We start from the raw sequence: 22,432 nt of genomic DNA, 5'->3' as shown, positions 1-22,432 counted from the left end.
GTACTGCACTCGCCAGGGTGTGGGAGAGTAGGTCGCCGCCGACATCAAACATCGAAGAGCGTCCCCACCGGGCAGGTGGGGGCGCTCTTTTCGTATCTTCTCCGACGGCTGGAATCGCGCTCGCGATCACGGCCAGCGACGCGACGAGAACTGGAATTCCAGAGTGACTGATCGGGATGACAAGCGGGACGACCGCCCGCGCCGTGGCACCGGCGGAGGCCGCGGCCGTGATGACCGGCGTGACGATCGCCGTGCGGACCGCCGGGACGACCGGCGGGGCGGCGGTGGCCGGGTCGGGACCGGCTGGGGTGGCTCGGACGACCGGCGGGGCCCGCGACGCGACGACCGCTCGGACGGGCGGCGTGGACCCGAGGGAGACCGCGGACGCGGCGGCTTCCGGGGTCGGGACGGCGCCCGTGACGACCGCGGCGGCTACCGCGGTCGCGACGACCGCTCCGCCCGGACCGGGCACAGCGAGGGCAGCGGCAAGGTGTACGTCGACCGCTGGGGCAGTGACAGCCGGCGGGAAAGGGACAGTCGGCGGGACAGTGACAGCCTGCGGGACGACCGGCGCGGCGGCCGGCCGGGTGACGACCGGCGCGGTGGCTACGGACGCGACGAGCGCCGGGGGTACGGCCGCGACGACCGTGGGCGCGGCGATGGCCCGCGCGGCCACGGCCAGGAGCGCGGCGGCTACTCGGACCGGCGCGGCCGCTTCGACCGCGACGACCGTCCCGGCGGTTTCCGGCGCGACGACCGCGCGCGCGGCGACCGTGACGACCGCCGAGACGACCGCCGAGACGACCGCCGAGACGACCGGCGCGGTGGGTACTCCCGCGGCGAAGGCTCCGACCGCGGCGGACGCTTCGTCCGCGACGACCGGCGCGGCTCGTTCAACCGGGACGACGGTGGCGACCGCCGGGGCACCCGCGACGACCGTGACAACCGCGGCTCCCGCGACTTCGGGGACTCCCGGGGCCGGCGCTTCGATCGCGACGACCGTCAGGGCTCCTTCGACCGGGGCGACCGACGCAGCGGGCAGGACCGCGACGCTCGCGGAGGCGGCGGCCGAGACGACCGGGACTCGCGCGGTGATCGCGAGGACCGCCGGGAGTTCCGTTCCGGCCCCCGCGACGACCGCCGGGGCGGGTTCGACCGTGACGACCGCCGGGGCGGCTCCGGTCGCGACGAGCGCCGAGGTGGGTTCGACCGTGACGACCGCCGGGGCGGCTCCCGTCGCGACGACCGTGCTGGCGGGTTCCGGCGGGACGATCGGCCGGGTACCGGCGATCGCGACGACCGTTCCCGTGACGCAAGCCGTGGTGGCTACGGCCGCGGCTCCGGTGACCGCGGTGGCCGGTTCGACCGCGACAACACCTCGCGGGGTTCAGAGCGGAAAGACCGGCGCGGGTTCGAGCGCGACACCCGTGGTGGCGACCGTCCGAACCGCGGCGGCTACCGCGACGACCGGCGGGACGACCGGCGGGACGAGCGCCCCGCCGCGTTCCGGCGGGAGGAGGGCGAGTCCCGTCCGGACCGCGGCGACGCGATCGGGGGGCCGTCGCAGCAGGACCGCGGGACGGGCGTCCGTGACCGGGGGTTCGAGTGGCGCCAGCGTCCGGCCGAGGGCGACCGCCGCTTCCGCGGGGATCGGGTCGGGCCCGTGCGGGGCCGTCGGGACGGCGGTCCGCGCGACACCGACCGCCCGGGCCGGGGTCCCCGTGACCGTGGGGACCGCCCCGACCGCGGTGACCCTGCCGGGCGGGAGCGCCGGGAGCGCAGCGCCGAGGGCGTGCCGACCACGTTCATGGCCGAGCCGGAGCTGCCGGAGGGTCTCCGTCCGAACTCGCTCGACGCCGACGTCCGACGCGACCTGCGCGGCCTGCAGAAGGAGACCGCCGACAAGGTCGCCCTGCACCTGGTCGCCGCCGGCATGCTCGTCGACGAGGACCCGGAGGCGGCGCTCGAGCACGCGCGCTACGCGCGGAAACGGGCGTCGCGCATCGCCGTGGTCCGGGAGGCCGCCGGGATCGCGGCCTACCACGCCGGCGAGTGGAACGAGGCGCTCGGCGAGCTGCGGGCGGCCCGGCGCATGGGCGGCGGGCCCGGGCACATCCCGGTGATGGCGGACATCGAGCGGGCGCTCGGGCGCCCCGAGCGCGCGCTGGAGCTGGCCCGCGGTCCGGAGGCCAAGGAGCTGGGCCACGCCGAGCGGATCGAGCTCGCGATCGTCGCGGCCGGTGCGCGGCGCGACCTGGGGGAGCTCGACGCCGCGGTCGTCGGGCTGCAGGGCGCCGACCTGGACCCGCGCAAGCGGGACCCGTGGAGCGCGCGCCTGTTCTACGCGTACGCCGACAACCTGCTGGCCGCGGGCCGTGAGGCCGACGCGGTGCAGTGGTTCGTCCACGCCACCGACGCCGACGCCGCGGGCGAGACCGACGCCCGGCGCCGGCTCGCCGAGCTCACCGGCGAGGAGATCGAGGACGAGGACGACGGCTTCGCGATCGGCGACGTCGTGGAGGAGGACGACCCCACGCCGACCTTCCGGGCCGCCGCCGAGGACGACCTCGCGGGCGAGGCCGCCGACGTCGACGATGAGGACGACCAGGACGACGAGGACGAGCTCACCGACGAGCGCGACCTCGACGAGGCCGACGAGACCGACATCGACGAGGCCGACCTCGATGGCGAGGACGAGGCCGACGATCTCGAGGGCGTCGACGATCTCGACGACGCCGACCCCACGACGGACGCCGGCGAAGCGGACCTGGCCGACGAGGACGACCGCGAGGACGACCTCGACGATGAGGACCTCGAGTCCGACGATCTCGACGAGCTCGACGACGACACCGACCTCGACGACGAAGTCGAGGCCGACGACCTCGACGACGAAGACGAGGCCGACGAGCTCGACGAGGACGACGAGCTCGACGACACGGCCGACGCACCCCGGCCCGCGCCCGTCGTCGCGCAGGACGAGGCCGAGCCCGACGAGGACGGCGACCCCGAGCCCCCGCTGGACACCTGGCCCGCGGACGGTCCGGACGGTAAGCAGTCCTCGTGAGCGACGACCTCCTCTCCCGGTTCGACGTCCTTCTGGTGGACCTCGACGGCACGCTGTACGCGGGGCCGTCGGCGGTCCCCGGCGCCGTCGAGGCGATCGGGTCCGCGCAGGACCGCGGCGTGCGGACCTCGTACGTCACGAACAACGCCTCGCGCCGCCCGTCCGACGTCGCGGCGCACCTCGCCGAGCTGGGTTTCCCGGCGGCGACCGAGGACGTCCGCACCAGCTCCCAGGCCGGGGCCGCGATGCTCGCCGCGCAGCTGCCGGAGGGCGCGAAGGTCCTGGTCGTCGGGACGAGCGCGCTGGCGGAGGAGGTCACCCGCCGCGGCCTGCGCGTCGTGGACTCGGCCGAGGGCGCCGACGCCGTGGTCCAGGGCCACTCGCCCGACACCGGCTGGCGGAATCTCGCCGAGGCCACGCTCGCGATCCGGCAGGGCGCGCTGTGGGTGGCGACGAACGTCGACCCCACGCTCCCGACGGACCGTGGGCCCATGCCGGGCAACGGCTCGATGGTCGGTGTGGTGCGCATCGCGAGCGGGGCGGAGCCGCAGGTCGCCGGCAAGCCGGCGCCGACGCTGATCCAGGAGGCGCTGCGGGCGTCGGGACGCGAGCGCGGCCTGGTGGTCGGCGACCGGCTCGACACCGACATCGAGGGCGGCAACGCGGCGGGGCTGCCGACGCTCGTCGTCCTGACCGGGGTGTCGACCCCGCGGGAGGTGCTGGAGGCGACCGAGTCCCGGCGTCCGACCTACCTCGGCGCGGATCTCGGCGCGCTCTTCCAGCCCGCCGAGGAGCTGGCGCCGGGCACCCGGGACGGCTGGGCCGTGAGCGACGACCTCGTGCTGTCCGGCGACGGTGACCGTCTCGACGCCCTGCGCGCGCTGTGTGCGGTGCACTGGGCCGCGGGCGGGGGAGCGGCCCGGGTGCGGGCCGAGGGCGAGGCCGCCCGGCGCGTCGTCGACCGGCTCGGGCTGGCGTGACCGGCCGGGGCGCTCCCGCCCGCGGCGCCTCGCCGGTCTCGACTACCGTGGCGATCACGCCGACCGCCGAGTCGGATCCCGACCGGAGAGCACGACGATGACCGTCCCCGTCCCGGGCGACCCGCGCCCGATGTCCGCGCGTCCCCTCGACGCCGTACGGGCCGACGTCGAGGCCGCACTCGGCGCGCTCGACGCCGTCGCCGAGCGGCCCGCGGAGGAGCACGTCGCCGCCTTCGAGCGGGTCCACGCCGCCCTGGGCGCCGCGCTCGCCGCCGGCTCGCCCGAGCGGGCCTGAGCCGGCGGGGACTGCCGTGCCCACCCGCTCCCGGCTCGACGCCGAGCTCGTCCGGCGCAAGCTCGCGCGTTCGCGCCAGCACGCCGCCGAGCTGATCGGCGCGGGCCGCGTGACCGTCAACGGTCTGCCGGCTGCCAAGCCGGCGACGCAGGTCGACCGGGCCACCCCCGTCGTCGTCGAGGAACGGGCGGACGAGCCGGACTGGGCCTCCCGCGGCGCGCACAAGCTCCTCGGGGCGCTCGACGCCTTCCCCGACGTCGTCGTGGAGGGCCGGCGCTGCCTCGACGCGGGCGCCTCGACCGGCGGGTTCACCGACGTCCTGCTCCGGCGCGGGGCACGCGAGGTGGTGGCCGTCGACGTCGGGTACGGCCAGCTGGTCTGGCGGCTGCAGTCCGACCCGCGGGTGCGCGTGCACGACCGCACCAACGTCCGGGCGCTGGAACCGGAACAGATCGGCGGGGTCGTCGACCTCACGGTCGCCGACCTGTCGTTCATCTCGCTGCGCACCGTGCTCCCCGCGCTCGTCGCGTGCACGGCCCCGGGTGGCACGCTGGTGCCGATGGTCAAACCGCAGTTCGAGGTGGGCAGGGATCGGCTGGGCGCGGGCGGGGTCGTGCGCGACCCCGAGCTGCGGCGGGCCGCGCTGACCGAGGTCGCTGAGGCCGCCCGGGGCCTGGGCCTCGTCGTGCGCGGCGCGGTCGCCAGTCCGCTGCCCGGCCCGTCGGGCAACGTCGAGTACTTCCTCCGCCTCGCCCGCGGCGGGGAGGACGTGGGGGCCGCGCCGCTCGCGCGGGCCGTCGAGGAGGGCCCCCGATGAGAGAGGTGCTGGTCGTCATGCACGCCGGCCGGGCGACGAACCGGCGGGTCGCCGCCCGGGTCGCCCACAGGCTGGCGAAGGACGGCATCCGCCTGCGCGTGCTGGCCGACGAGTGGTCCGAGGTCGACAACGGCACGGGCATGCCCCCCGAACTGCGCCCGCTCGTCGTCGAAGGGACGCCGGCCTGCGCGGCCGAGACCGAGGCCGTCCTCGTCCTGGGCGGCGACGGCACCCTGCTGCGCGCCGCCGACCTGGCCCGGCCCGCGAAGGTGCCGCTGCTCGGGGTCAACCTCGGCCGCATCGGCTTCCTGGCGGAGGCCGAGCAGGAGTCCCTGGGCGAGGCGCTCGACGCGATCGTGACCGGGCGCTACGAGGTCGAGGAGCGCATGACGATCGACGCCGTGGTGCACCACCGCGGGAAGGTGCTCGACCGGACCTGGGCGCTCAACGAGGGCGTCGTCGAGAAGAGCACCCGCGAGCGGATCCTCGAGGTCGTGCTGGAGATCGACGGCCGCCCCGTCTCGAGCTTCGGCTGCGACGGCGTGATCTGCTCGACCCCGACCGGCTCCACGGCGTACGCCTTCTCCGCGGGTGGACCGCTGATCTGGCCGCAGGTCGAGGCGATGCTGGTGGTGCCGAGCAACGCGCACGCGCTGTTCGCGCGGCCGCTGGTCGTGTCGCCGTCGACCCACGTGGCCGTGGAGATCGACTCCACCGGGCCGCCCGCCGTCCTCGACTGCGACGGGCGCCGGGTCATCGACCTGCCGCCGGGCGCCCGCGTGGAGCTGTGCCGCGGGATCGAGCCGGTGCGGATGATCCGGCTGCAGGCGCAGCCCTTCGCCGACCGGCTGGTCCGCAAGTTCGACCTGCCTGTGCGCGGCTGGCGCGGCGCGCCGGACACACCCGACGAGCACTGAGCTGAGCCACAGGCGGGCCGGACCTACGCGGGCGTCCCACCGTGGCGACGTGGCGACGTGGCGACGTGGCGACGTGGCGACGTGGGGCGTGCGCGTTCGGGTCGGGGCCGTGGCGAGGAAGTCGAGCAGGTCGGTGTTGACGGCTGTGGCGTGGGTGATGAACAGGCCGACCACACCACCTGCCGGGTCGCCCGGGGCGACACGTCCAGGCACTGTCCGATCATCCAGCGCTTCATCGGCTCCGAGACCCAGACGTCCGGGTGGTCGTCGTCGAAGAACCCGTCGGCCATGCTCGTCATCCAGCCCGGGCGGTCGGCCGCGCGGGCTCGTCCTGGGCGCGGAAGGCGTCGACGGGGATACCGTCGGGGTTGTCTCCCGCCACATCGGCAACGGCGTCAACGGCGCGATCAGCACGAGCCGCTCGACCTCCTGCGGGCGGGTGCGGCGCCGCGATCACCACGGTGCCGCCGGAGCTGACGTGGGTCGATTACCTCCCGGATAGCGGGGCGGACATCCGGGCCGGCCTCGACCCCAACCGAGCCGAGGCGTTCCTGCGCCGGCACGGCCCGCACCCGCCCGACACACGAGCGGTCTGCGCGCGGATCTGTCGGGGGCGGCCCGTATCGTGCGGCCCATGCTGGCCGAGATGCGCATCCAGGGCCTCGGCGTGATCGACGACGCCACGCTCGAGCTGGACCCGGGCCTCACCGTGCTCACCGGTGAGACCGGCGCGGGCAAGACCATGGTGGTCACCGGGCTGTCCCTGCTGGGCGGCGGCCGGGCCGAGGCGTCGCGGGTGGCCGAGAGCGCGTCGCGGGCCGTCGTCGAGGGCCGCTTCGAGCGCAGCGGCCCCGCCGCGCTGGAGCTGGCCGAGGAGGTCGGCGCCGAGGCGGACGAGGACGGCACGCTGATCGCGGTGCGCACCGTGTCGGCCGACGGGCGCTCCCGCGCCCACCTCGGGGGGCGGTCCGTGCCGGTGGGCGTGCTCAGCCGGCTCGCCGAGGCCACCCTCGCCGTGCACGGGCAGAACGACCAGCTCCGCCTGCTGCGCCCCGCCGACCAGCGCGCGCTGCTGGACCGGTACGCGGGCGACGCGGTGGCCAAGCCGCTGGCCGCCTACCGCGAGACCCGGGCCGAGTGGCAGGCCGTGTCCGCCGAGCTCGTCGAGCGCCGGGACAACGCGCGCCGGCTGGCCCAGGAGGCGGACATGCTCCGCCACGGGCTGACCGAGATCGAGGCGGTCGCGCCGCAGCCGGGGGAGGACCGCGAGCTCGTCGAGGAGGCGAAGCGGCTCGCCGCGGCGGACGACCTGCGGGAGGCCGCCGGGCTGGCGCGGGCCATGCTCTCCGGCTCGGACGGCGACGACATGGCCGGGGAGACCCCCGGCGCCGTCGGGCTCGTCGGCGAGGCGCGCAACCGGCTGCACTCCGGCGGCGACCCGGAGCTCGCGGCGCTGGACCCGCGGCTGGGGGAGGCCCTCGCCGTGCTCACGGACGTCGCGGCGGAGCTGTCGTCGTACCTCGACCGGCTCGACGCGGACCCCGAGCGGCTCGCCCACGTGCTGTCCCGGCAGGCCGAGCTGAAGGCCCTCACACGGAAGTACGCCGCGGACACCGACGGCGTGCTGGAGTGGGCCGCGCAGGCCCAGGAGCGCCTCGCCGGGCTCGACACCTCCGACGAGGCGCTCGCCGCACTGGCGTCCCGGCGGGACGCGCTGGCCGGCGACCTGGCCGGGCACGCGGCGGCCCTGAGCGCCGCCCGGGCCGAGGCCGCCGGCCGGCTCGCCACCGACACCACGGCCGAGCTGGGCGGGCTCGCGATGAAGGACGCGGAGCTGCACGTCTCGGTCGTGCCGCGGGCCGCCTCCGGCCCCGACACCGCCGACGCGCTGCAGGTCGAGGACCGCTGGGTGGTCGCCGGGTCGGACGGGGTGGACGAGGTGGAGCTGCGGCTCGTCCCGCACCCCGGTTCGGCGCCCCAGCCGCTGCACAAGGGCGCCTCGGGCGGCGAGCTGTCCCGGGTGATGCTGGCCCTCGAGGTCGCGCTCGCGGGCGCCGACCCGGTCCCGACCATGGTGTTCGACGAGGTCGACGCGGGTGTCGGCGGTCGTGCCGCCGTCGAGATCGGGCGGCGGCTCGCCCGGCTGGCCGCGCGCCACCAGGTCATCGTGGTCACCCACCTGCCCCAGGTCGCGGCCTACGCCGACCGGCACCTCGTGGTGCAGAAGAAGCGCGGCGAGGGCGTCACCCGCAGCAGCGTGCGCACGCTGCCCGAGGCCGACCGGATCGTCGAGCTCGCGCGGATGCTCGCAGGGCTCGACGACACCGACACCGGCCGCGCCCACGCCGAGGAGCTGCTGGCCGCCGCCCGCACGCACCGCGAGGAGGACCGGGCCGAGCCCCGCAAGCGCCGGAAGAGGGCGTGAGCGTCAGCGCCCGGTGACCCGGGTGACCCAGGCCGTCACGGCCTCGAGGACGGCGGGGTCGACGGTCGTCTCGATGGTGGCGTACTCGGCGGGGGCGCCGGTGCCGGCGGGCTGCATGAGGTGGTTGAGCCCGTCGAAGGTGCGCACGGTCGCGTCGGACGAACCGGACAGCGCCTCGCGCATCGGCCCCTCGCTCTGCGCGGGCGGGACCTGCAGGTCCTTGGACCCGAAGAACGCGAACACCGGGATCTGCAGCGCGGCGAGGGCCGGGCGCGGGTCGTAGGTCAGGAACGGGACCAGCGCCGGCACCTGCGCGGCCGCCCCGTCGGCCTGGTCCGCCGGCAGCCCCTGCGCCACCGCCTGCTCGCGGGCCGTCCTCTCGGCGCCCGCGACGTCGCCGGCCTGCACCTGCGTGATCATCTGCCGGACCCGGTCGACCTGGGCTTCGACCTGCCCGGCCGGCGCTCCGGCCGCGCCGAGGATCAGCCGGTTCTGCTCGATCAGCACGTCGCCGCCCGGGATCGAGGGCCCGGCCATGAGCACCGCGAAGGCGATGTCCCCGGGCGCGGAGCGCTGCACGGCCAGCGGCGCGAGGTAGCCGCCCTCGCTGTGCCCGAACAGGCCGATCCGCGCCGGGTCGACGTCCGACCGGGTCCGCAGATAGGCGACGCCGGCCCGGGCGTCGTCGGCGAGGTCGGTGTACGGGGTGCCGGAGGGCGCGCCGCCCGACCCGCCGACGCCGCGGTCGTCCGTGCGCAGCACCGCCACCCCCGCGCGGGTCAGCGCGTCGGCGAGCACCAGGAAGGGCTTGTGCCCCGCGATCGTCTCGTCCCGGTCCTGCGCGCCGCTGCCCGTGATCATGACGACGGCCGGGAACGGGCCGGGCCCCTCGGGGGTGGTGACCGTGCCGGCGAGGGTGAGGTCACCGCTGGGGAAGGTCACGTCCTCGCTGCGGTACGGGTAGGGCTGCGCCGGGGTCTGCGGCCGCGCCGGCGGGGGCAGCGTGCCCCTGGCCAGCGAGAACGGGAACGTCTGCCCGGACTGGGTGAAGTCCCCGCGGAGGCTGTCGCCCGCGAGCGTCCCGCGGAAGGTCGGGTCACCGGGGATGCCCGGGATGGCGAACGAGACGGCGTCGCCGTCGACCCGGACCGCCGAGAGCTCCTTGCCGGTCAGGCCCTGCGACGGGATGTCGATGGTGCCCGATGCGCCGTCCGGCCCGTCCGGCACCGTGAGGTGCACGCCGACCGGCAGGGGCGAGTTCGGGATCTCGATCGCGCCCTGCCAGTCGCCGGCCCCCGATCCGCCGGCCCCCGATCCGCCGGCCCCCGATCCGCCGGCGGGCGCCGCACATCCCGTCGTCACCACACCCAGGACCACGACGGACAGGGTCAGGACAAAAGCCCCCCGACCAACCATGGCGCCGATCATGCCCGAGTGCGACGCCGGGCGGGCGGAGTTCCCGGCGCCACCCGGCTCCCGGACCACCCCCGGGAGCGTCGGCCCGGGTGACGGGGCGGTCACGGTGCGGCGCGCCTTCACCGATCCGCGCCGGCGCGGTGCCAGGGTGCGCGACATGAAGCTGACCGGCCTGCTGCACCGCTCGCGACCCGAGCTGCCCGGGCTCGCCGGGACCGCGCGCGTCGACAGGCGTACGGACGCGTTGCTCAAGCGGCTCAAGCCGGGCGACATCGCGGTGCTCGACCAGATCGACATGGACCGGGCGACGGCCGACGCGTTGATCGCGGCCGAGGTCGCCGCCGTCGTCAACGCCTCGCCGTCCATCTCCGGGCGCTTCCCGAACCTCGGACCGGAAGCCCTGCTCGCGGCCGGCGTCCCGCTGATCGACGCGACCGGCCCCGAGGTGCTGCACGACGTGCGCGACGGCGCGCGGATCCGGGTGCACGAGGGCGTGGTCTACGCGGGCGAGCTGGAGCTGGCCCGCGGCACCGAGCAGACGGCCGAGTCGGTCGCCGACGCCCTCGTCGAGGCCAAGGCCGGGCTCACCCACCAGCTCGAGGCGTTCGCCGCGAACACGACCGAGTTCATGCGGCAGGAGCGCTCGCTGCTGCTCGACGGCTACGGCGTGCCGGAGGTCGACGTCGCGCTGCGGGGCCGGCAGGTGCTCGTGGTCGCGGCCGGGTTCGACCACGCGAAGGACCTGGCGAGGCTCGGCAACTACATCCGCGAGTACCAGCCGGTACTGGTCGGTGTCGGGGCGGGCGCCGACGCGCTGCGGGCCGCCGGGCACAAGCCGCAGCTCATCGTCGGGGACCCGTCCGACATCTCCGACGAGACGCTGACCTCCGGCGCCGACGTCGTCGTCCCGGCCTTCGCCGACGGCCACGCCCCCGGCCTCCACCGGGTCCAGGACCTCGGCGCGAGCGCGGTGACCTTCCCGTCGTCGGCGAACCCCGAGGACCTGGCGCTGCTGCTCGCGCACCACCACGGGGCCTCGATGATCGTGACCGTCGGGCTGTCGGCGACCATGGTCGAGTTCCTCGACCGGGGCCGGTCCGGCTCCAACGCCTCGACGTTCCTCACCCGCCTGCAGGTGGGCGGACAGCTGGTCGACGGACGGGTCATCGCCCAGCTCTACCGCAGCCGGATCTCCACCGGCGCGCTGCTGCTGCTCATCGGGGCGGCGCTCGTCGCGGTGCTGGCCGCGCTGCTGATGTCGCAGGCCGGCGACGCGGTCCTGGCCTGGATCACCACCACGGCGGCCGCCGTGTTCGAAATGATCAAGGGGTGGTTCGTCCGGTGATCTCGCTGCGCTACCACGCGGTGTCCATCGCGGCGGTGTTCCTGGCGCTCGCGATCGGCGTGGTGCTCGGCGCGAGCGGCCTGTCCGACCGGCTGCTCGCCGCGGTCTCGACCGACCGCGACGACCTGTCCAGCCGGGTCGACACGCTCACCGCCCAGCGCGACGGCCTGCTCGACGAGCAGGCCGCGGCGGACCAGTTCGCGGCCCGGGTCGGCCCGGCCGCGGTGCGCGGCCTGCTCACCGGCAAGAGCGTGGCGCTGGTGCAGGCGGGCGGCGAGCAGGCCGACGCCGAGTCGGTGATCCGGCTCGTCGGACAGGCGGGCGGCACCGTGACCGGCTCGATCACGCTCACCGACGCCGTCGGCGACCCGGCCCGGTCGGACCAGCTGAACGCCCTCGCCGCCCAGCTCCTGCCGGCCGGCGCGCAGCTCCCGGCCGCGTCCGACACCGGCAGCCTGGCGGGCGGCCTGCTCGGCAGCGTGATGAGTACGAAGAGCGCGCCGAAACCGGACCAGGCGGGCGACGTGTGGACCGGGCTGACCGACGCCGGGTTCGTGCAGCCGGGCACCGCGCCCGGCCCGGCGGACCTCGTCGTCGTCCTCACCGGGGGCGCCGCACAGGGCCCCGACGCCGGCGACTCGGCGGCCGTGCTCGCCCGGCTGGCGGCCCAGCTGGACCGCTCCGGCGCCGGCGCGGTGCTGGCGGGCCGGGCGGGGTCGGCGTCGGCGACCGGGCCGATCGGCGTCGCGCGGGCCTCCGGCGGGTCGACGGCGGGCCTGTCGACGGTCGACGACGTGCAGACCGGCGCCGGGCGCGTCGCCACGGTGCTCGCGCTCAAGGAGCAGCTCGACGGCGGGGCGGGCAGCTACGGCTCCGATCGCACCGCCTCCGGCGGCGCGGCCCCCGGGGCCTGATCCCGACCCACGAAACGGCGCTCCCGGTCACCTCCGGGGGCGCCGTTCCTGTGTTGTGGGAGGGGCGGCGACACGCGGCGGCCGGTCCGGCCGGGGCGCCGGGAGTGTCCCGGGTACACTGAAGTTCCGTGCAGACACGCGCGACCCGTCACCTGTTCGTCACCGGCGGGGTCGCATCCTCGCTGGGTAAAGGCCTCACCGCGTCGTCCCTCGGTCAGTTGCTCACCGCCCGTGGGCTGCGGGTCACGATGCAGAAGCTCGACCCGTACCTCAACGTCGACCCCGGGACGATGAACCCGTTCCAGCACGGCGAGGTCTTCGTCACCGAGGACGGCGCCGAGACGGACCTCGACATCGGCCACTACGAGCGGTTCCTCGACCGGGACCTGCACGGCCGGGCCAACGTCACCACCGGTCAGGTGTACTCCGAGGTGATCGCCAAGGAGCGGCGCGGCGAGTACCTGGGCGACACCGTCCAGGTCATCCCGCACATCACGAACGAGATCAAGGACCGCATCCTCGCGATGGCGGAGCCCGACGCCGACGGCGTCGTTCCCGACGTCGTGATCACCGAGGTCGGCGGCACGATCGGCGACATCGAGTCGCTCCCGTTCGTGGAGGCGGCCCGCCAGGTGCGCCACGAGGTCGGCCGGGACAACTGCTTCTTCCTGCACGTCTCGCTGGTGCCGTACCTGGCGCCGTCGGGCGAGCTGAAGACCAAACCCACACAGCACTCCGTCGCCGCCCTGCGCAACATCGGTATCCAGCCCGACGCGCTGGTCCTGCGCGCGGACCGGGAGATCCCGGATGCGATGAAGCGCAAGATCTCGCTGATGTGCGACGTCGAGATGGACGGTGTGGCGGCCTGCCCCGACGCCCCGTCGATCTACGACATCCCGCGGGTGCTGCACCGCGAGGCGCTCGACGCCTACGTGGTCCGCCGGCTCGGGCTGCCCTTCCGCGACGTCGACTGGACGGTCTGGGGCGACCTGCTCGACCGCGTGCACAACCCGGACGAGAAGGTCACGATCGCGCTCGTCGGCAAGTACGTCGACCTGCCCGACGCCTACCTCTCCGTCACCGAGGCCCTGCGCGCCGGCGGCTTCGCGCACCGGGCCAAGGTCGAGATCCGCTGGGTCGTCTCGGACGACTGCGAGAGCCCGTCCGGCGCCGCGAGCGCGCTGGAGGGCGTCGACGGGGTGCTGATCCCGGGCGGCTTCGGCATCCGCGGCATCGAGGGCAAGCTCGGCGCGATCACCCACGCCCGCACGCGCGGCGTCCCCACGCTGGGGCTCTGCCTGGGTCTGCAGTGCATGGTGATCGAGGCCGCGCGCAACCTCGCGGGCCTGGCGGACGCCAGCTCCAGCGAGTTCGACCCGCGCACGCCGCACCCGGTGATCTCGACGATGGCCGAGCAGCGCGACGTCGTCGCCGGCGAGCGGGACATGGGCGGGACCATGCGGCTCGGCGCCTACCCCGCCGCGCTGGGCGAGGGCACCGTCGTCGCGAAGGCCTACGGCAGCCGCGAGGTCTCCGAGCGGCACCGGCACCGCTACGAGGTCAACAACACCTACCGGGACGGGCTCGCCGAGGCCGGGCTGGTGTTCGGCGGCACCTCACCGAACGGGAAGCTCGTCGAGTTCGTCGAGCTGGCCGAGGAGACCCACCCGTTCTTCGTGGGCACCCAGGCGCACCCGGAGCTCAAGAGCCGGCCGACCCGCCCGCACCCGCTGTTCGCGGCGTTCGTGAAGGCGGCCCTGCGGTACAACGCCGAGGACCGGCTGCCGGTCGAGATGCCGTCGCGGGCGAAGTCGAACGGCAAGGCCGAGCGGGCCGAGCGGGCCGACGCCGCGGCGTCCTCCGAGCCGGCCGAGGTGGGTTCGTGAGCCGGAGCACCCCCGGCACGCACGACTTCCCGATCACCGCCTCGCGGGACATCTACGAGGGCCGCGTGATGGCCGTCCGGGCGGACACGGTCCGCATGCCCGGCGGCCGGGAGGCGACCCGCGAGATCGTCGAGCACCCCGGGGCGGTCGCGATCGCGGCGGTCGACGAGCAGGACCGGCTGATGATGATCCTGCAGTACCGGCACGCGGTGCGGCGCCGGCTGTGGGAGATGCCGGCCGGGCTGCTGGACCACGCCGGCGAGGATCCGGTCGCCGCGGCGGCCCGGGAGCTGGCCGAGGAGGTGGGCCTGGCGGCCGAGCACTGGTCGGTGCTGGTCGACGCCGTGCCCTCGCCCGGGTTCTCCGAGGAGTCGATCCGGGTCTTCCTGGCGACGGGCCTGCGCGAGGTGGAGCGGCCCGACCTGGGCGACGACGAGGAGTCCGAGCTCGAGCTGCGCTGGATCCCGCTCGCCGAGGCCGTCACGATGGCGCTGCGGGGCGAGATCGTCAACGCCACGGCCGTCGCGGGGGTCCTCGCCCTGCAGGCGGTGCGCGACGGGCACGGCGGTACCCGCCCCGTCGACGCACCGTGGCCGGACCGCCCCACCGCGTTCGCGAAGCGGAAGTCCTGAGCCGCCGCGCGAACGGCACGGGTGTGCCGTTCGTGCGGCTCAGCCGGCGGCGCGCTTGCGGTCGTCGTCGGGGAAGGTACCGGCCTCGATGCAGCGCGCCGACCACCGGCGCAGGTCGCTGACCAGCGCGTCGAGGTCGGGTAGCGCCGCCACGAGGTCCTCCTGCGAGGCGTCGGTCGCCGCCTCGACACCGTCGCGCAGCTCCCGTCCGGCGGCGGTGAGCCGGCCGTCGGTGAGCAGGCCGTCGCGTTCGAGGTGGGCGACGGCGGCCGCGCGGACCTCCTCGGACCAGCCGCGGGTCGCGCTGTACTCGCCCACCGGGTAGCCGACCCACAACTCGGCGAGGATCGACGCGCGCACCGGGTCCAGTCCGGTCGCGACGACGGCCGCCAGGTGACCGTCGCCCCGGTGTTCGCGCACGAGGTCGGCGGCCCGCCAGAGCCGGCCGAACGGGTCGGCGAGGCGCGGCTGCGCGCGCAGCGCTGAGAACAACGGCCGGGCGGTGCCGTCGACGGCATCGACGGCCTGCTCCAGGGCGGTGGCGACCTCCGCGGCCCGGGCCTCCTCGGCCTCGCCGAGCGTGTCCCGCAGGCTCGCCGCGGCGGCGCGGTCGCGCAGCGCGATGAGGTCGGGGAGCGGCAGCAACGCCCGCCCCGCCGTCCGGAGCCGGTCGACCAGGCCGGGCTCGAAGACCCCGAAGGTGGCCGTCACCAGGGCGGACGGCACCTCACCCAGCGGCGCGGCGAGACCGGTGAGATAGCCGGTGAGGAAGTCGTAGCCGTGCGGCGCGAGGGCCTCGTGCACCTGCGGCGACCACACCGCGTGCATCGCGACGGGCTCGAGGGCGTCGCGGAGCCGGCGGGCGGGTGAGGTGGTGGTCGCGGCGCCGACAGCGGCGGCTGCCGCGTCGGTGCTCTCGGCGTCGGTGCCGTCGGCGGTGTCCATCCGGCCAGGCTAGGGCCGGATCCTCCCCGCCCGCGCCCGCCGAGCGGACCGTCTCCGACGGCCGGCGATCCCGAGGGGTCAGGGGTGGAGGGGGCGGCCCTGCGCGTCGGTCGAGCGTCCGGCGAGGAGCACGATCCCGTCGACGAAGCCCCACACCGCGCCGAGCCCGAAGGTCACGATCGTGACGATCAGCTGGGCGATCGCGATGCCGGTGTGCCCGGTGTAGAAGCGGCCGATCCCGGCGCCGCCCAGGAACAGCTGCAGCAGGCCCGCGGCGAGCTTGGACTTGTCCGAGTAGGGCACGCCGGTGCCGGGCTCCCGGCCGTAGGGCGCGTCGAGGGTGCCGCCCTGGGCGTGGTGCGGCAGGCCCGGGGCGCCGTAGGTGGGAGTGCCGTACGGGGCGGGGGAGTGCCCGGGCGAGTGGGGGACCGAGCCGTAGCCGGTGAAGGGCTGCGGGGCCTGCGGCCCGGCGTACGGTCCGCCGGGGTACCCGGAGGGGAGGCCCGCCGGAGGGCCGTAGGCCTGCCCGTACCCGGTGTGCCCGGACTGCCCGCCGGGACGGTTCCACAGCGCCGCGGGGTGCGGCGCGGGGAGGTCGGTGAACAGGCCGCCCAGGTCCTCGAGCGTGCGGGCGGCCCAGACCTGCGCGACACGCTCCTCGTACTCGCCGCCGTCGAGCCGGCCCTGGGAGAAGTGCTCCGCGAGCGCCTGCGCGGCCTCCTCGCGCTCGGCGTTGCCGATCCTGACCGTGGGCTCGGGGCGGGGCTCGGGCTCGCTCACGGGACCGACCGTACCCCCGGACCGGCGAAGGGCGGCGGCACCCGACGCGGCGTGGGAGAGCCGGACCGGGGGCGGGCGGCGACACCGCCCGCGGTCCGCACACCCGCCGAGGCGCGGCGCGGGCCGTCGACGAGGTGTGCCGTGAGCGTCGGGGGTGTGGGACCGGGGTCGGGCGGGTGTGCGAGGGCCGAGCGGGTGTACCAGGCCGGCGGGTGTGCGGGGGCCGGGCGGGTGTGCGGGGGTCGACCGGCTCTGGGGCCGCGCTCGAGGGGGAGTGAGGCCGGCCCCGCGGGCCTCGTGCCTCGCGGTGGACGGCCTGATCGTGATCATCACCGCGTCCGGCGGGCGGCTGGTCCCGGTTCTAGGCTCGGCCCATGCGCTTCGGTCTCTTCGTTCCCCAGGGCTGGCGGCACGACCTCGTCGGCATCGACCCCGCCGAGCAGTGGGCGGTGCTGAAGGGGCTCGCGACCCACGCGGACGCCGGTCCGTGGGAGTCGATCTGGGTCTACGACCACTTCCACACGGTCCCGGCGCCGACCGACCAGGCCACCCACGAGGCGTGGACGCTGATGGCGGCGTTCGCGGCCTCGACCGAGCGCGTCCGGCTCGGCCAGATGTGCACGTGCATGGCCTACCGCAACCCGGCCTACCTGGCGAAGGTCGCCGCAACGGTCGACGTCGTGTCCGGCGGGCGGGTCGAGATGGGCATCGGCGGCGGCTGGTACGAGCACGAGTGGCGCGCCTACGGCTACGGCTTCCCGCCGCCGCGCGACCGGCTCGGCATGCTCGACGAGGGCGTGCAGATCTTCCGGCAGGCGTGGCAGAAGGGCGTCGCGACCCTCGACGGCACGCACTACCAGGTCGACGGCGCGATCTGCGAGCCGCGGCCGATCCAGCCGGGCGGCATCCCGATGTGGATCGCGGGCAGCGGCGAGAAGGTCACCCTGCGGATCGCGGCGCGGTACGCCGACTACACCAACTTCGACGGCAGCCCCCACGGCTTCACCGCGAAGTCCGAGATCCTGGCGAAGCACTGCCGGGAGGTCGGCACCGACTTCGAGGCGATCGTCCGGTCGGCGAACTACAACGTCGCCATCGGTACGACGGAGGACGAGGTCGCCGACCGGCTGCGGCAGCTGGTCGACCGGCTGACCCCGTACGTCGGCAAGGAGAAGGCGGAGGCGCAGCTCGGCGCGTTCCGCGGGCTGCCGGCCGTGGGCACGCCGGAGCAGATCGTCGAGAACCTGCGCGGCATGCAGGAGCGCGGGATGACCTACGGCATCTTCTACTTCCCCGAGGCCGCCTACGACCGCTCGGGCATCGAGCTGTTCGAGCGCGAGGTGATCCCGAACCTCGCCTGACAGTCGCGTTGTGGATCCATAACGCTCGGACGAGCGCGACCGGACCGCGTTATGGGGGCATAACGCTTGGACGAGCGCGACCCGACGGCGTTATGGATCCATAGCGCTTGGCCGAGCGCGACCGGACCGCGTTATGGATCCATACTGCGCCTCGTGACCGGGTCCGGACGCGCTATGGAGCCATGACGCGTGGGAGCCGGGTTCGGGCGCGTTCATGGAGCCCAACTGCGCGTGAGGGCCGCGTTCGAGACCGTTATGGATCCATAGTGCGCGTGGGAGTCGGGTTCGGACGCGGTGTGGATCCATAATGCGGCGCATGGGCATGCGGGTCGCGGACGGGGTGGAGGCATTCCTGTCCCACCTCGCCGTGGAGCGCGGCAGCTCGGCGAACACGCTGCGCTCCTACACGACCGATCTCGGCCGGTATGTCACGCACCTGCAGGGCAGGGGGATCGACGACCTCGCCGCGGTCGCCGAGTCCGACGTCAGCGACTTCGTGGTGGCGCTGCGCAGCGGGGAGGCCCCGCTGGCGGCGTCGTCGGCGGCGCGGGCGCTCGCCGCGGTCCGCGGGCTGCACCGGTTCGCGACCCGCGACGGGCTGGTGCCGGTCGACGTCGCCCGCGCCGTCGCCCCGCCCGCCCTGCCCCGCCGGCTGCCCAAGGCGCTGACGATCGACCAGGTCGACCAGTTGCTCGCCGGCTGCGTGGGCGACGGGCCGACCGGGCTGCGCGACCGCGCCCTGCTCGAGCTGCTCTACTCGACGGGCGCGCGGATCTCCGAGGCCGTCGGGCTCGACCTCGACGACCTCGATCCCGGATCGCGCACGGTCCTGTTGCGCGGCAAGGGCGGCAAGCATCGGATCGTGCCCGTCGGACGGCCCGCGCTCGCCGCCCTCGACGCCTACCTGGTGCGGGCCCGGCCGGACCTGGCCGCCAAGGGGCGCGGGACGCCCGCCCTGCTGCTCAACGCCCGCGGGGCCCGGTTGTCGCGGCAGAGCGCCTGGCACGCGCTGCGCACGGCGGCGGACGTCGCCGGGCTCGATCCCACCACCGTCTCGCCGCACACCCTGCGGCACTGCTTCGCCACGCACCTCCTCGCCGGCGGCGCCGACGTCCGCGTGGTGCAGGAGCTGCTGGGCCACGCGTCCGTCGCCACCACGCAGATCTATACCCACATCACCGTCGACGCCCTCCGCGAGGTCTACGCGACCGCGCACCCGCGGGCGCTCGGGAGCGGGCCTGGACGGGCCGGACGCACCGGACGGAACGGCCACCGCTCACGTCCCTCGCGGTGATCGCGACACGGGTGCCCGACCGTTCCCGCTCGCCGTCGCCGTCGCCGTCGTCGTCCTCGTCGTCGTCCTCGTCGCCGTCCTCGCCGGCTGCGACGGCGCCACCCTGACCACGGACACCGGCTCCGACTCCGACACGGGCCCGGATCGGGCTCCGACGATCTCGCCGCCGATAGCGCGGACCCGTGGGCCGCGTGGCCGTCCGGGGACCGACCGGATGAGCGAGGAGCCCTGGACCGACGCCCTCGCCATGGCCGAGACCCTCCTCGGCCTGCTCGCCACGGACCCGCGCCCGCTCGTGCTGTTCGGGCACAGCCTGGGCGGCACGCTGGCCTACGAGGTCGCCCGGCGACTGCCGCGGCCGCCGGTGCGGGTCGTCGTCTCGGCCCGGATCGCGCCGACGGTCCCGCCCGCGGCCGTCTTCCGGGGTGGCACGGACGACGAGCTCGCCGCGGAGCTGTCCCGGCTGGGCGGCACGGACGCCCGGGTCCTCGCCCACCCGGAGCTGCGCGCCCTCGTCCTGCCGGCCTTCCGCGCCGACCTGAGGGCCGCCGACGGGTACACCCACCCGCCCGGCCCGCCACTGCGCTGTCCGGTCCGCCTGCTGCTCGGTGCCGACGACCCGGCCGTCGACGAGACCGACGCCCTGCGGTGGGCCGAGGTCGCCCCCGCCGGCTTCACCCACCGCGTCCTGCCGGGTGGGCACTTCTCCCTGCACGAGCAGCGCGACGAGGTCCTCGCGGAGATCATCCGGCCCCGACCGGCTCCGATGGTGGTGGCGCGCCCGCCGGACCCCGACCCACCCGGACGTGGGCTGCTCCGGGTGGGCTAGCGTGCGGTGAGTTCGACCGGAAGTTCGACACGCCCGGGCGTGGCGCGTTGCCGCGCCCCGAAGTGGTTCCTAGTCTGCGCCCGAGGTAGACCCGGCACGGGAGACGACACCCAGGGATCGACACCGGATTTCGACACGAGGAGACCGGAACCCGCATGGACACAGCACCCGACGGGGACGGTGCGGGGCCCGACTACGACCCGACCGTCGAGCCGAGCCTGGAGGACACCCCCAGGCCGGGCGGCCGGCACCGGGTGGGCGCGCCGGAGCCGGCCCCGCTCACCGAGCACGGTCCCGCCCGGGTGATCGCCGTGGCCAACCAGAAGGGCGGCGTCGGCAAGACGACGTCGACGATCAACCTGGGCGCGGCGCTCGCCGAGTACGGGCGCCGGGTGCTGCTCGTCGACTTCGACCCGCAGGGCGCGCTCTCGGTGGGCCTGGGCGTGCAGCCCCACCAGCTCGACGCGACCATCTACAACCTGCTGATGGACCGCGGCGTCGAGGCCGACGACGTCATCCTCAAGACCTCCGTCGCCGGTATGGACCTGCTGCCGAGCAACATCGACCTGTCGGCCGCCGAGGTCCAGCTGGTCACCGAGGTCGGCCGCGAGCAGGCGCTCGGCCGGGCGCTGAAGCGGGTGCTGGACCGCTACGACGTCGTGCTCATCGACTGCCAGCCCAGCCTCGGCCTGCTCACCATCAACGCCCTGGCCTGCGCCGACAGCGTGCTCATCCCGCTGGCCTGCGAGTTCTTCAGCCTCCGCGGCGTCGCGCTGCTGATGGACACGATCGACAAGGTCCGGGACCGGCTCAACCCCGACCTCGACCTCCTCGGCATCCTGGCCACCATGTTCGACTCGCGCACCGTGCACACCCGTGAGGTCCACCAACGGGTGGTCGAGGCCTTCGGCGACCTGGTCTTCGACGCCGTCATCAACCGCACGATCCGCTTCCCCGAGACCACCGTCGCCGGCGAGCCCATCACGACGTGGGCGCCGAGCTCCAGCGGCGCCGAGGCGTACCGCATGCTGGCCCGCGAGGTCATCGCCCGGTGACGGTCGCGCCGGAGAGGGCAGGCGACGGAGCGGGCGTCCCGGAGGCCCGGCCGCGGTTCACCGTCCGGCTCTCCAACTTCGAGGGCCCCTTCGACCTGCTGCTGCAGCTCATCGGCAAGCACGAGCTCGACGTCACCGAGATGGCGCTGCACAAGGTCACGGACGACTTCATCGCCCACCTCGCCGCCCTGGGCGACGACGCGGACCTCGACGAGACCACCGAGTTCCTCGTCGTCGCGGCCACCCTGCTGGACCTGAAGGCGGCCCGGCTGCTCCCGGCCGCCGAGGTCGAGGACGAGGAGGACCTCGCGCTGCTCGAGGCGCGGGACCTGCTGTTCGCGCGGCTGCTGCAGTACAAGGCGTACAAGCAGGTCGCGGGCCTGTTCGCCGAGCTGGAGAAGACGGCGCTGCGCCGGTTCCCGCGGTCGGTGGCGCTGGAGCCGCGGTTCGAGGGCCTGCTGCCCGAGGTGCTGCTCGGGATGGACGCCGCGGCGTTCGCCGAGCTCGCCGCGAGCGTGTTCCGCCCCAAGCCGCCGCCGGTCGTCGGCACCGACCACATCCACCAGCACGACGTGTCGGTCCCGGCCCACATGGAGATCCTGCGGGAGCGGCTCGCCGAGCTGGGGGAGTCGACCTTCGCGGAGCTCACCGTGGACTGCGTGGCCCCGATCGAGATCGTCGCCCGGTTCATGGCCGTCCTGGAGCTGTACCGGGAGCGGGCGATCGAGGTGGAGCAGCCGGAGCCGTTCGGCGAGCTGACCGTACGCTGGACCCCCATCCAGTCCTCCCCGAGCGAGCCGATCAGTGAGCCTGTCGAACCCGGAGCCTGACCCGGACACCCCCGACCCCACCGACGACCTCACCGGCGACCCCGGTGCCGATCCGGAGGTCGACGGGCTCCCCGGCCTGGCCCGCGACGACGAGCTGGCCGCGGCCCTGGAGGCGTTGCTGCTGGTCGTGGACTCCCCGACGGACGAGCAGACCCTCGCCGCGGCGCTCGACCAGCCGGTCGGCCGGGTCGAGCAGGCGGTGCGCCGGCTCGCGGAGAGCTACCGCGAGCAGGGCAGCGGCATCGACCTGCGCCGGGTGGGGGAGGGCTGGCGGTTCTCCACGCGCGACCTCTACGCCCCCTACGTCGAGCGCCTCCTGCTCGACGGGCAGCGCGCCAAGCTCACCCGCGCCGCGCTGGAGACGCTGGCGGTGGTCGCCTACCGCCAGCCCGTCACCCGGGCGCGGGTCGCCGCGGTCCGGGGTGTGAACTGCGACGGCGTGCTGCGTACGCTGCTCACGCGCGGTCTGGTGGAGGAGGCCGGTGTGGACGGGCCCACCCAGGGCACGCTGTTCCGCACCACCGAGCTCTTCCTGGAGCGGCTGGGACTGGCCTCGTTGGAGGACCTGCCGCCGCTGGCCCCGCTGCTGCCGGACATCGACGCGATCGACGAGCTGTGAGAAGAAGGACCGTGAGCAGGACCCCGAG

General features: G+C 75.2%; 19 protein-coding genes. 16 read left to right on the top strand and 3 right to left on the bottom strand.

Annotated features, from left to right (window positions below):
• Positions 1–1,792: 1,792 nt before the first annotated feature.
• The 6 genes from LWC33_RS31900 to recN all read left to right on the top strand — a co-directional run bounded on the left by LWC33_RS31900 (position 1,793) and on the right by recN (position 8,498).
• A complete protein-coding gene (locus tag LWC33_RS31900; protein ID WP_233308424.1) occupies positions 1,793–3,064 on the top strand; it encodes a tetratricopeptide repeat protein in 1,272 nt (423 codons plus the stop codon).
• Positions 3,061–4,044, top strand: a complete 984-nt coding sequence (locus tag LWC33_RS31895; protein WP_233308423.1) for an HAD-IIA family hydrolase — start codon at positions 3,061–3,063, stop codon at positions 4,042–4,044. Before LWC33_RS31900 ends, LWC33_RS31895 begins: the two co-directional genes overlap by 4 nt.
• A 97-nt stretch (positions 4,045–4,141) precedes the next feature.
• Positions 4,142–4,339, top strand: a complete 198-nt coding sequence (locus LWC33_RS31890; protein WP_233308422.1) for a hypothetical protein — start codon at positions 4,142–4,144, stop codon at positions 4,337–4,339.
• Between the two features lie 16 nt (positions 4,340–4,355).
• Positions 4,356–5,156: a TlyA family RNA methyltransferase gene (locus LWC33_RS31885; RefSeq protein WP_233308421.1), complete on the top strand. Its 801-nt coding sequence runs from the start codon at positions 4,356–4,358 to the stop codon at positions 5,154–5,156.
• Complete coding sequence (locus LWC33_RS31880) at positions 5,153–6,073, top strand: NAD kinase (RefSeq protein WP_233308420.1); 921 nt, start codon at positions 5,153–5,155, stop codon at positions 6,071–6,073. Before LWC33_RS31885 ends, LWC33_RS31880 begins: the two co-directional genes overlap by 4 nt.
• 634 nt (positions 6,074–6,707) lie before the next feature.
• Positions 6,708–8,498 carry a DNA repair protein RecN gene (gene recN / locus LWC33_RS31875; RefSeq protein ID WP_233308419.1) on the top strand — a complete coding sequence of 597 codons (1,791 nt, stop codon included), beginning with the start codon at positions 6,708–6,710 and terminating at the stop codon, positions 8,496–8,498.
• Between the two features lie 3 nt (positions 8,499–8,501).
• Here recN and LWC33_RS31870 read toward each other — a convergent pair whose 3' ends face one another.
• The gene (locus LWC33_RS31870) at positions 8,502–9,875 is read right to left on the bottom strand and encodes an alpha/beta hydrolase family protein (RefSeq protein ID WP_233308418.1); all 1,374 of its coding nucleotides are present in this window, start codon (positions 9,873–9,875) and stop codon (positions 8,502–8,504) included.
• A gap of 196 nt (positions 9,876–10,071) precedes the next feature.
• Between LWC33_RS31870 and steA the strand changes: the two genes are divergently transcribed.
• The 4 genes from steA (at position 10,072) to LWC33_RS31850 (ending at position 14,691) form a co-directional block, all read left to right on the top strand.
• Positions 10,072–11,259 carry a putative cytokinetic ring protein SteA gene (steA, locus tag LWC33_RS31865; RefSeq protein ID WP_233308428.1) on the top strand — a complete coding sequence of 396 codons (1,188 nt, stop codon included), beginning with the start codon at positions 10,072–10,074 and terminating at the stop codon, positions 11,257–11,259.
• On the top strand, positions 11,256–12,173 hold the full coding sequence (locus LWC33_RS31860) for a copper transporter (protein WP_233308427.1): 918 nt from the start codon (positions 11,256–11,258) through the stop codon (positions 12,171–12,173). The genes steA and LWC33_RS31860 overlap by 4 nt, the downstream gene beginning before the upstream one ends.
• A gap of 128 nt (positions 12,174–12,301) precedes the next feature.
• Positions 12,302–14,059, top strand: a complete 1,758-nt coding sequence (gene pyrG / locus LWC33_RS31855) for a CTP synthase (protein ID WP_233308417.1) — start codon at positions 12,302–12,304, stop codon at positions 14,057–14,059.
• A complete protein-coding gene (locus LWC33_RS31850) occupies positions 14,056–14,691 on the top strand; it encodes an NUDIX domain-containing protein (protein ID WP_308191036.1) in 636 nt (211 codons plus the stop codon). The genes pyrG and LWC33_RS31850 overlap by 4 nt, the downstream gene beginning before the upstream one ends.
• 39 nt (positions 14,692–14,730) lie before the next feature.
• On the opposite strand, the gene LWC33_RS31845 is transcribed toward LWC33_RS31850, so the two are convergent.
• Entirely contained in the window at positions 14,731–15,636 is a 906-nt protein-coding gene (locus LWC33_RS31845) for an SCO6745 family protein (RefSeq protein ID WP_233308416.1), read from the bottom strand.
• 78 nt (positions 15,637–15,714) lie between these two features.
• Positions 15,715–16,416 carry a DUF1707 domain-containing protein gene (locus LWC33_RS31840; RefSeq protein ID WP_233308415.1) on the bottom strand — a complete coding sequence of 234 codons (702 nt, stop codon included), beginning with the start codon at positions 16,414–16,416 and terminating at the stop codon, positions 15,715–15,717.
• A 374-nt stretch (positions 16,417–16,790) separates the two neighbouring features.
• On the opposite strand from LWC33_RS31840, the gene LWC33_RS31835 reads away from it, so the two are divergent.
• From LWC33_RS31835 to scpB, 6 genes are all read left to right on the top strand, one after another.
• Positions 16,791–17,777: an LLM class F420-dependent oxidoreductase gene (locus tag LWC33_RS31835; protein ID WP_233308414.1), complete on the top strand. Its 987-nt coding sequence runs from the start codon at positions 16,791–16,793 to the stop codon at positions 17,775–17,777.
• Between the two features lie 316 nt (positions 17,778–18,093).
• Positions 18,094–19,071 (top strand): site-specific tyrosine recombinase XerD, encoded by a 978-nt coding sequence (gene xerD / locus LWC33_RS31830; RefSeq protein ID WP_443720190.1) that lies wholly within the window; start codon positions 18,094–18,096, stop codon positions 19,069–19,071.
• A complete protein-coding gene (locus LWC33_RS31825) occupies positions 19,016–19,900 on the top strand; it encodes a thioesterase II family protein (protein ID WP_308191037.1) in 885 nt (294 codons plus the stop codon). Before xerD ends, LWC33_RS31825 begins: the two co-directional genes overlap by 56 nt.
• Before the next feature lie 155 nt (positions 19,901–20,055).
• Positions 20,056–20,955 carry a ParA family protein gene (locus LWC33_RS31820; protein ID WP_232873314.1) on the top strand — a complete coding sequence of 300 codons (900 nt, stop codon included), beginning with the start codon at positions 20,056–20,058 and terminating at the stop codon, positions 20,953–20,955.
• Positions 20,952–21,785, top strand: coding sequence for a segregation and condensation protein A (locus LWC33_RS31815; protein ID WP_233308412.1), 834 nt, complete (start codon positions 20,952–20,954; stop codon positions 21,783–21,785). Before LWC33_RS31820 ends, LWC33_RS31815 begins: the two co-directional genes overlap by 4 nt.
• Positions 21,760–22,404 carry an SMC-Scp complex subunit ScpB gene (scpB, locus tag LWC33_RS31810; protein ID WP_233308411.1) on the top strand — a complete coding sequence of 215 codons (645 nt, stop codon included), beginning with the start codon at positions 21,760–21,762 and terminating at the stop codon, positions 22,402–22,404. The genes LWC33_RS31815 and scpB overlap by 26 nt, the downstream gene beginning before the upstream one ends.
• The last annotated feature ends 28 nt before the right edge of the window (positions 22,405–22,432 follow it).

The organism is Pseudonocardia terrae (assembly GCF_021343995.1).
GTDB classification, from domain to species: Bacteria; Actinomycetota; Actinomycetes; order Mycobacteriales; family Pseudonocardiaceae; genus Pseudonocardia; species Pseudonocardia terrae.
This window is presented reverse-complemented; position numbering and strand designations above follow the sequence as displayed.

Excerpts from the sequence above, each read along its gene's own strand:
- steA (WP_233308428.1), top strand. The coding sequence starts at position 10,072 with ATGAAGCTGACCGGCCTGCTGCACCGCTCGCGACCCGAGCTGCCCGGG.
- LWC33_RS31845 (WP_233308416.1), bottom strand. The coding sequence starts at position 15,636 with ATGGACACCGCCGACGGCACCGACGCCGAGAGCACCGACGCGGCAGCC.
- LWC33_RS31880 (WP_233308420.1), top strand. The coding sequence starts at position 5,153 with ATGAGAGAGGTGCTGGTCGTCATGCACGCCGGCCGGGCGACGAACCGG.
- recN (WP_233308419.1), top strand. The coding sequence starts at position 6,708 with ATGCTGGCCGAGATGCGCATCCAGGGCCTCGGCGTGATCGACGACGCC.
- LWC33_RS31835 (WP_233308414.1), top strand. The coding sequence starts at position 16,791 with ATGCGCTTCGGTCTCTTCGTTCCCCAGGGCTGGCGGCACGACCTCGTC.
- xerD (WP_443720190.1), top strand. The coding sequence starts at position 18,094 with ATGGGCATGCGGGTCGCGGACGGGGTGGAGGCATTCCTGTCCCACCTC.
- LWC33_RS31890 (WP_233308422.1), top strand. The coding sequence starts at position 4,142 with ATGACCGTCCCCGTCCCGGGCGACCCGCGCCCGATGTCCGCGCGTCCC.
- LWC33_RS31820 (WP_232873314.1), top strand. The coding sequence starts at position 20,056 with ATGGACACAGCACCCGACGGGGACGGTGCGGGGCCCGACTACGACCCG.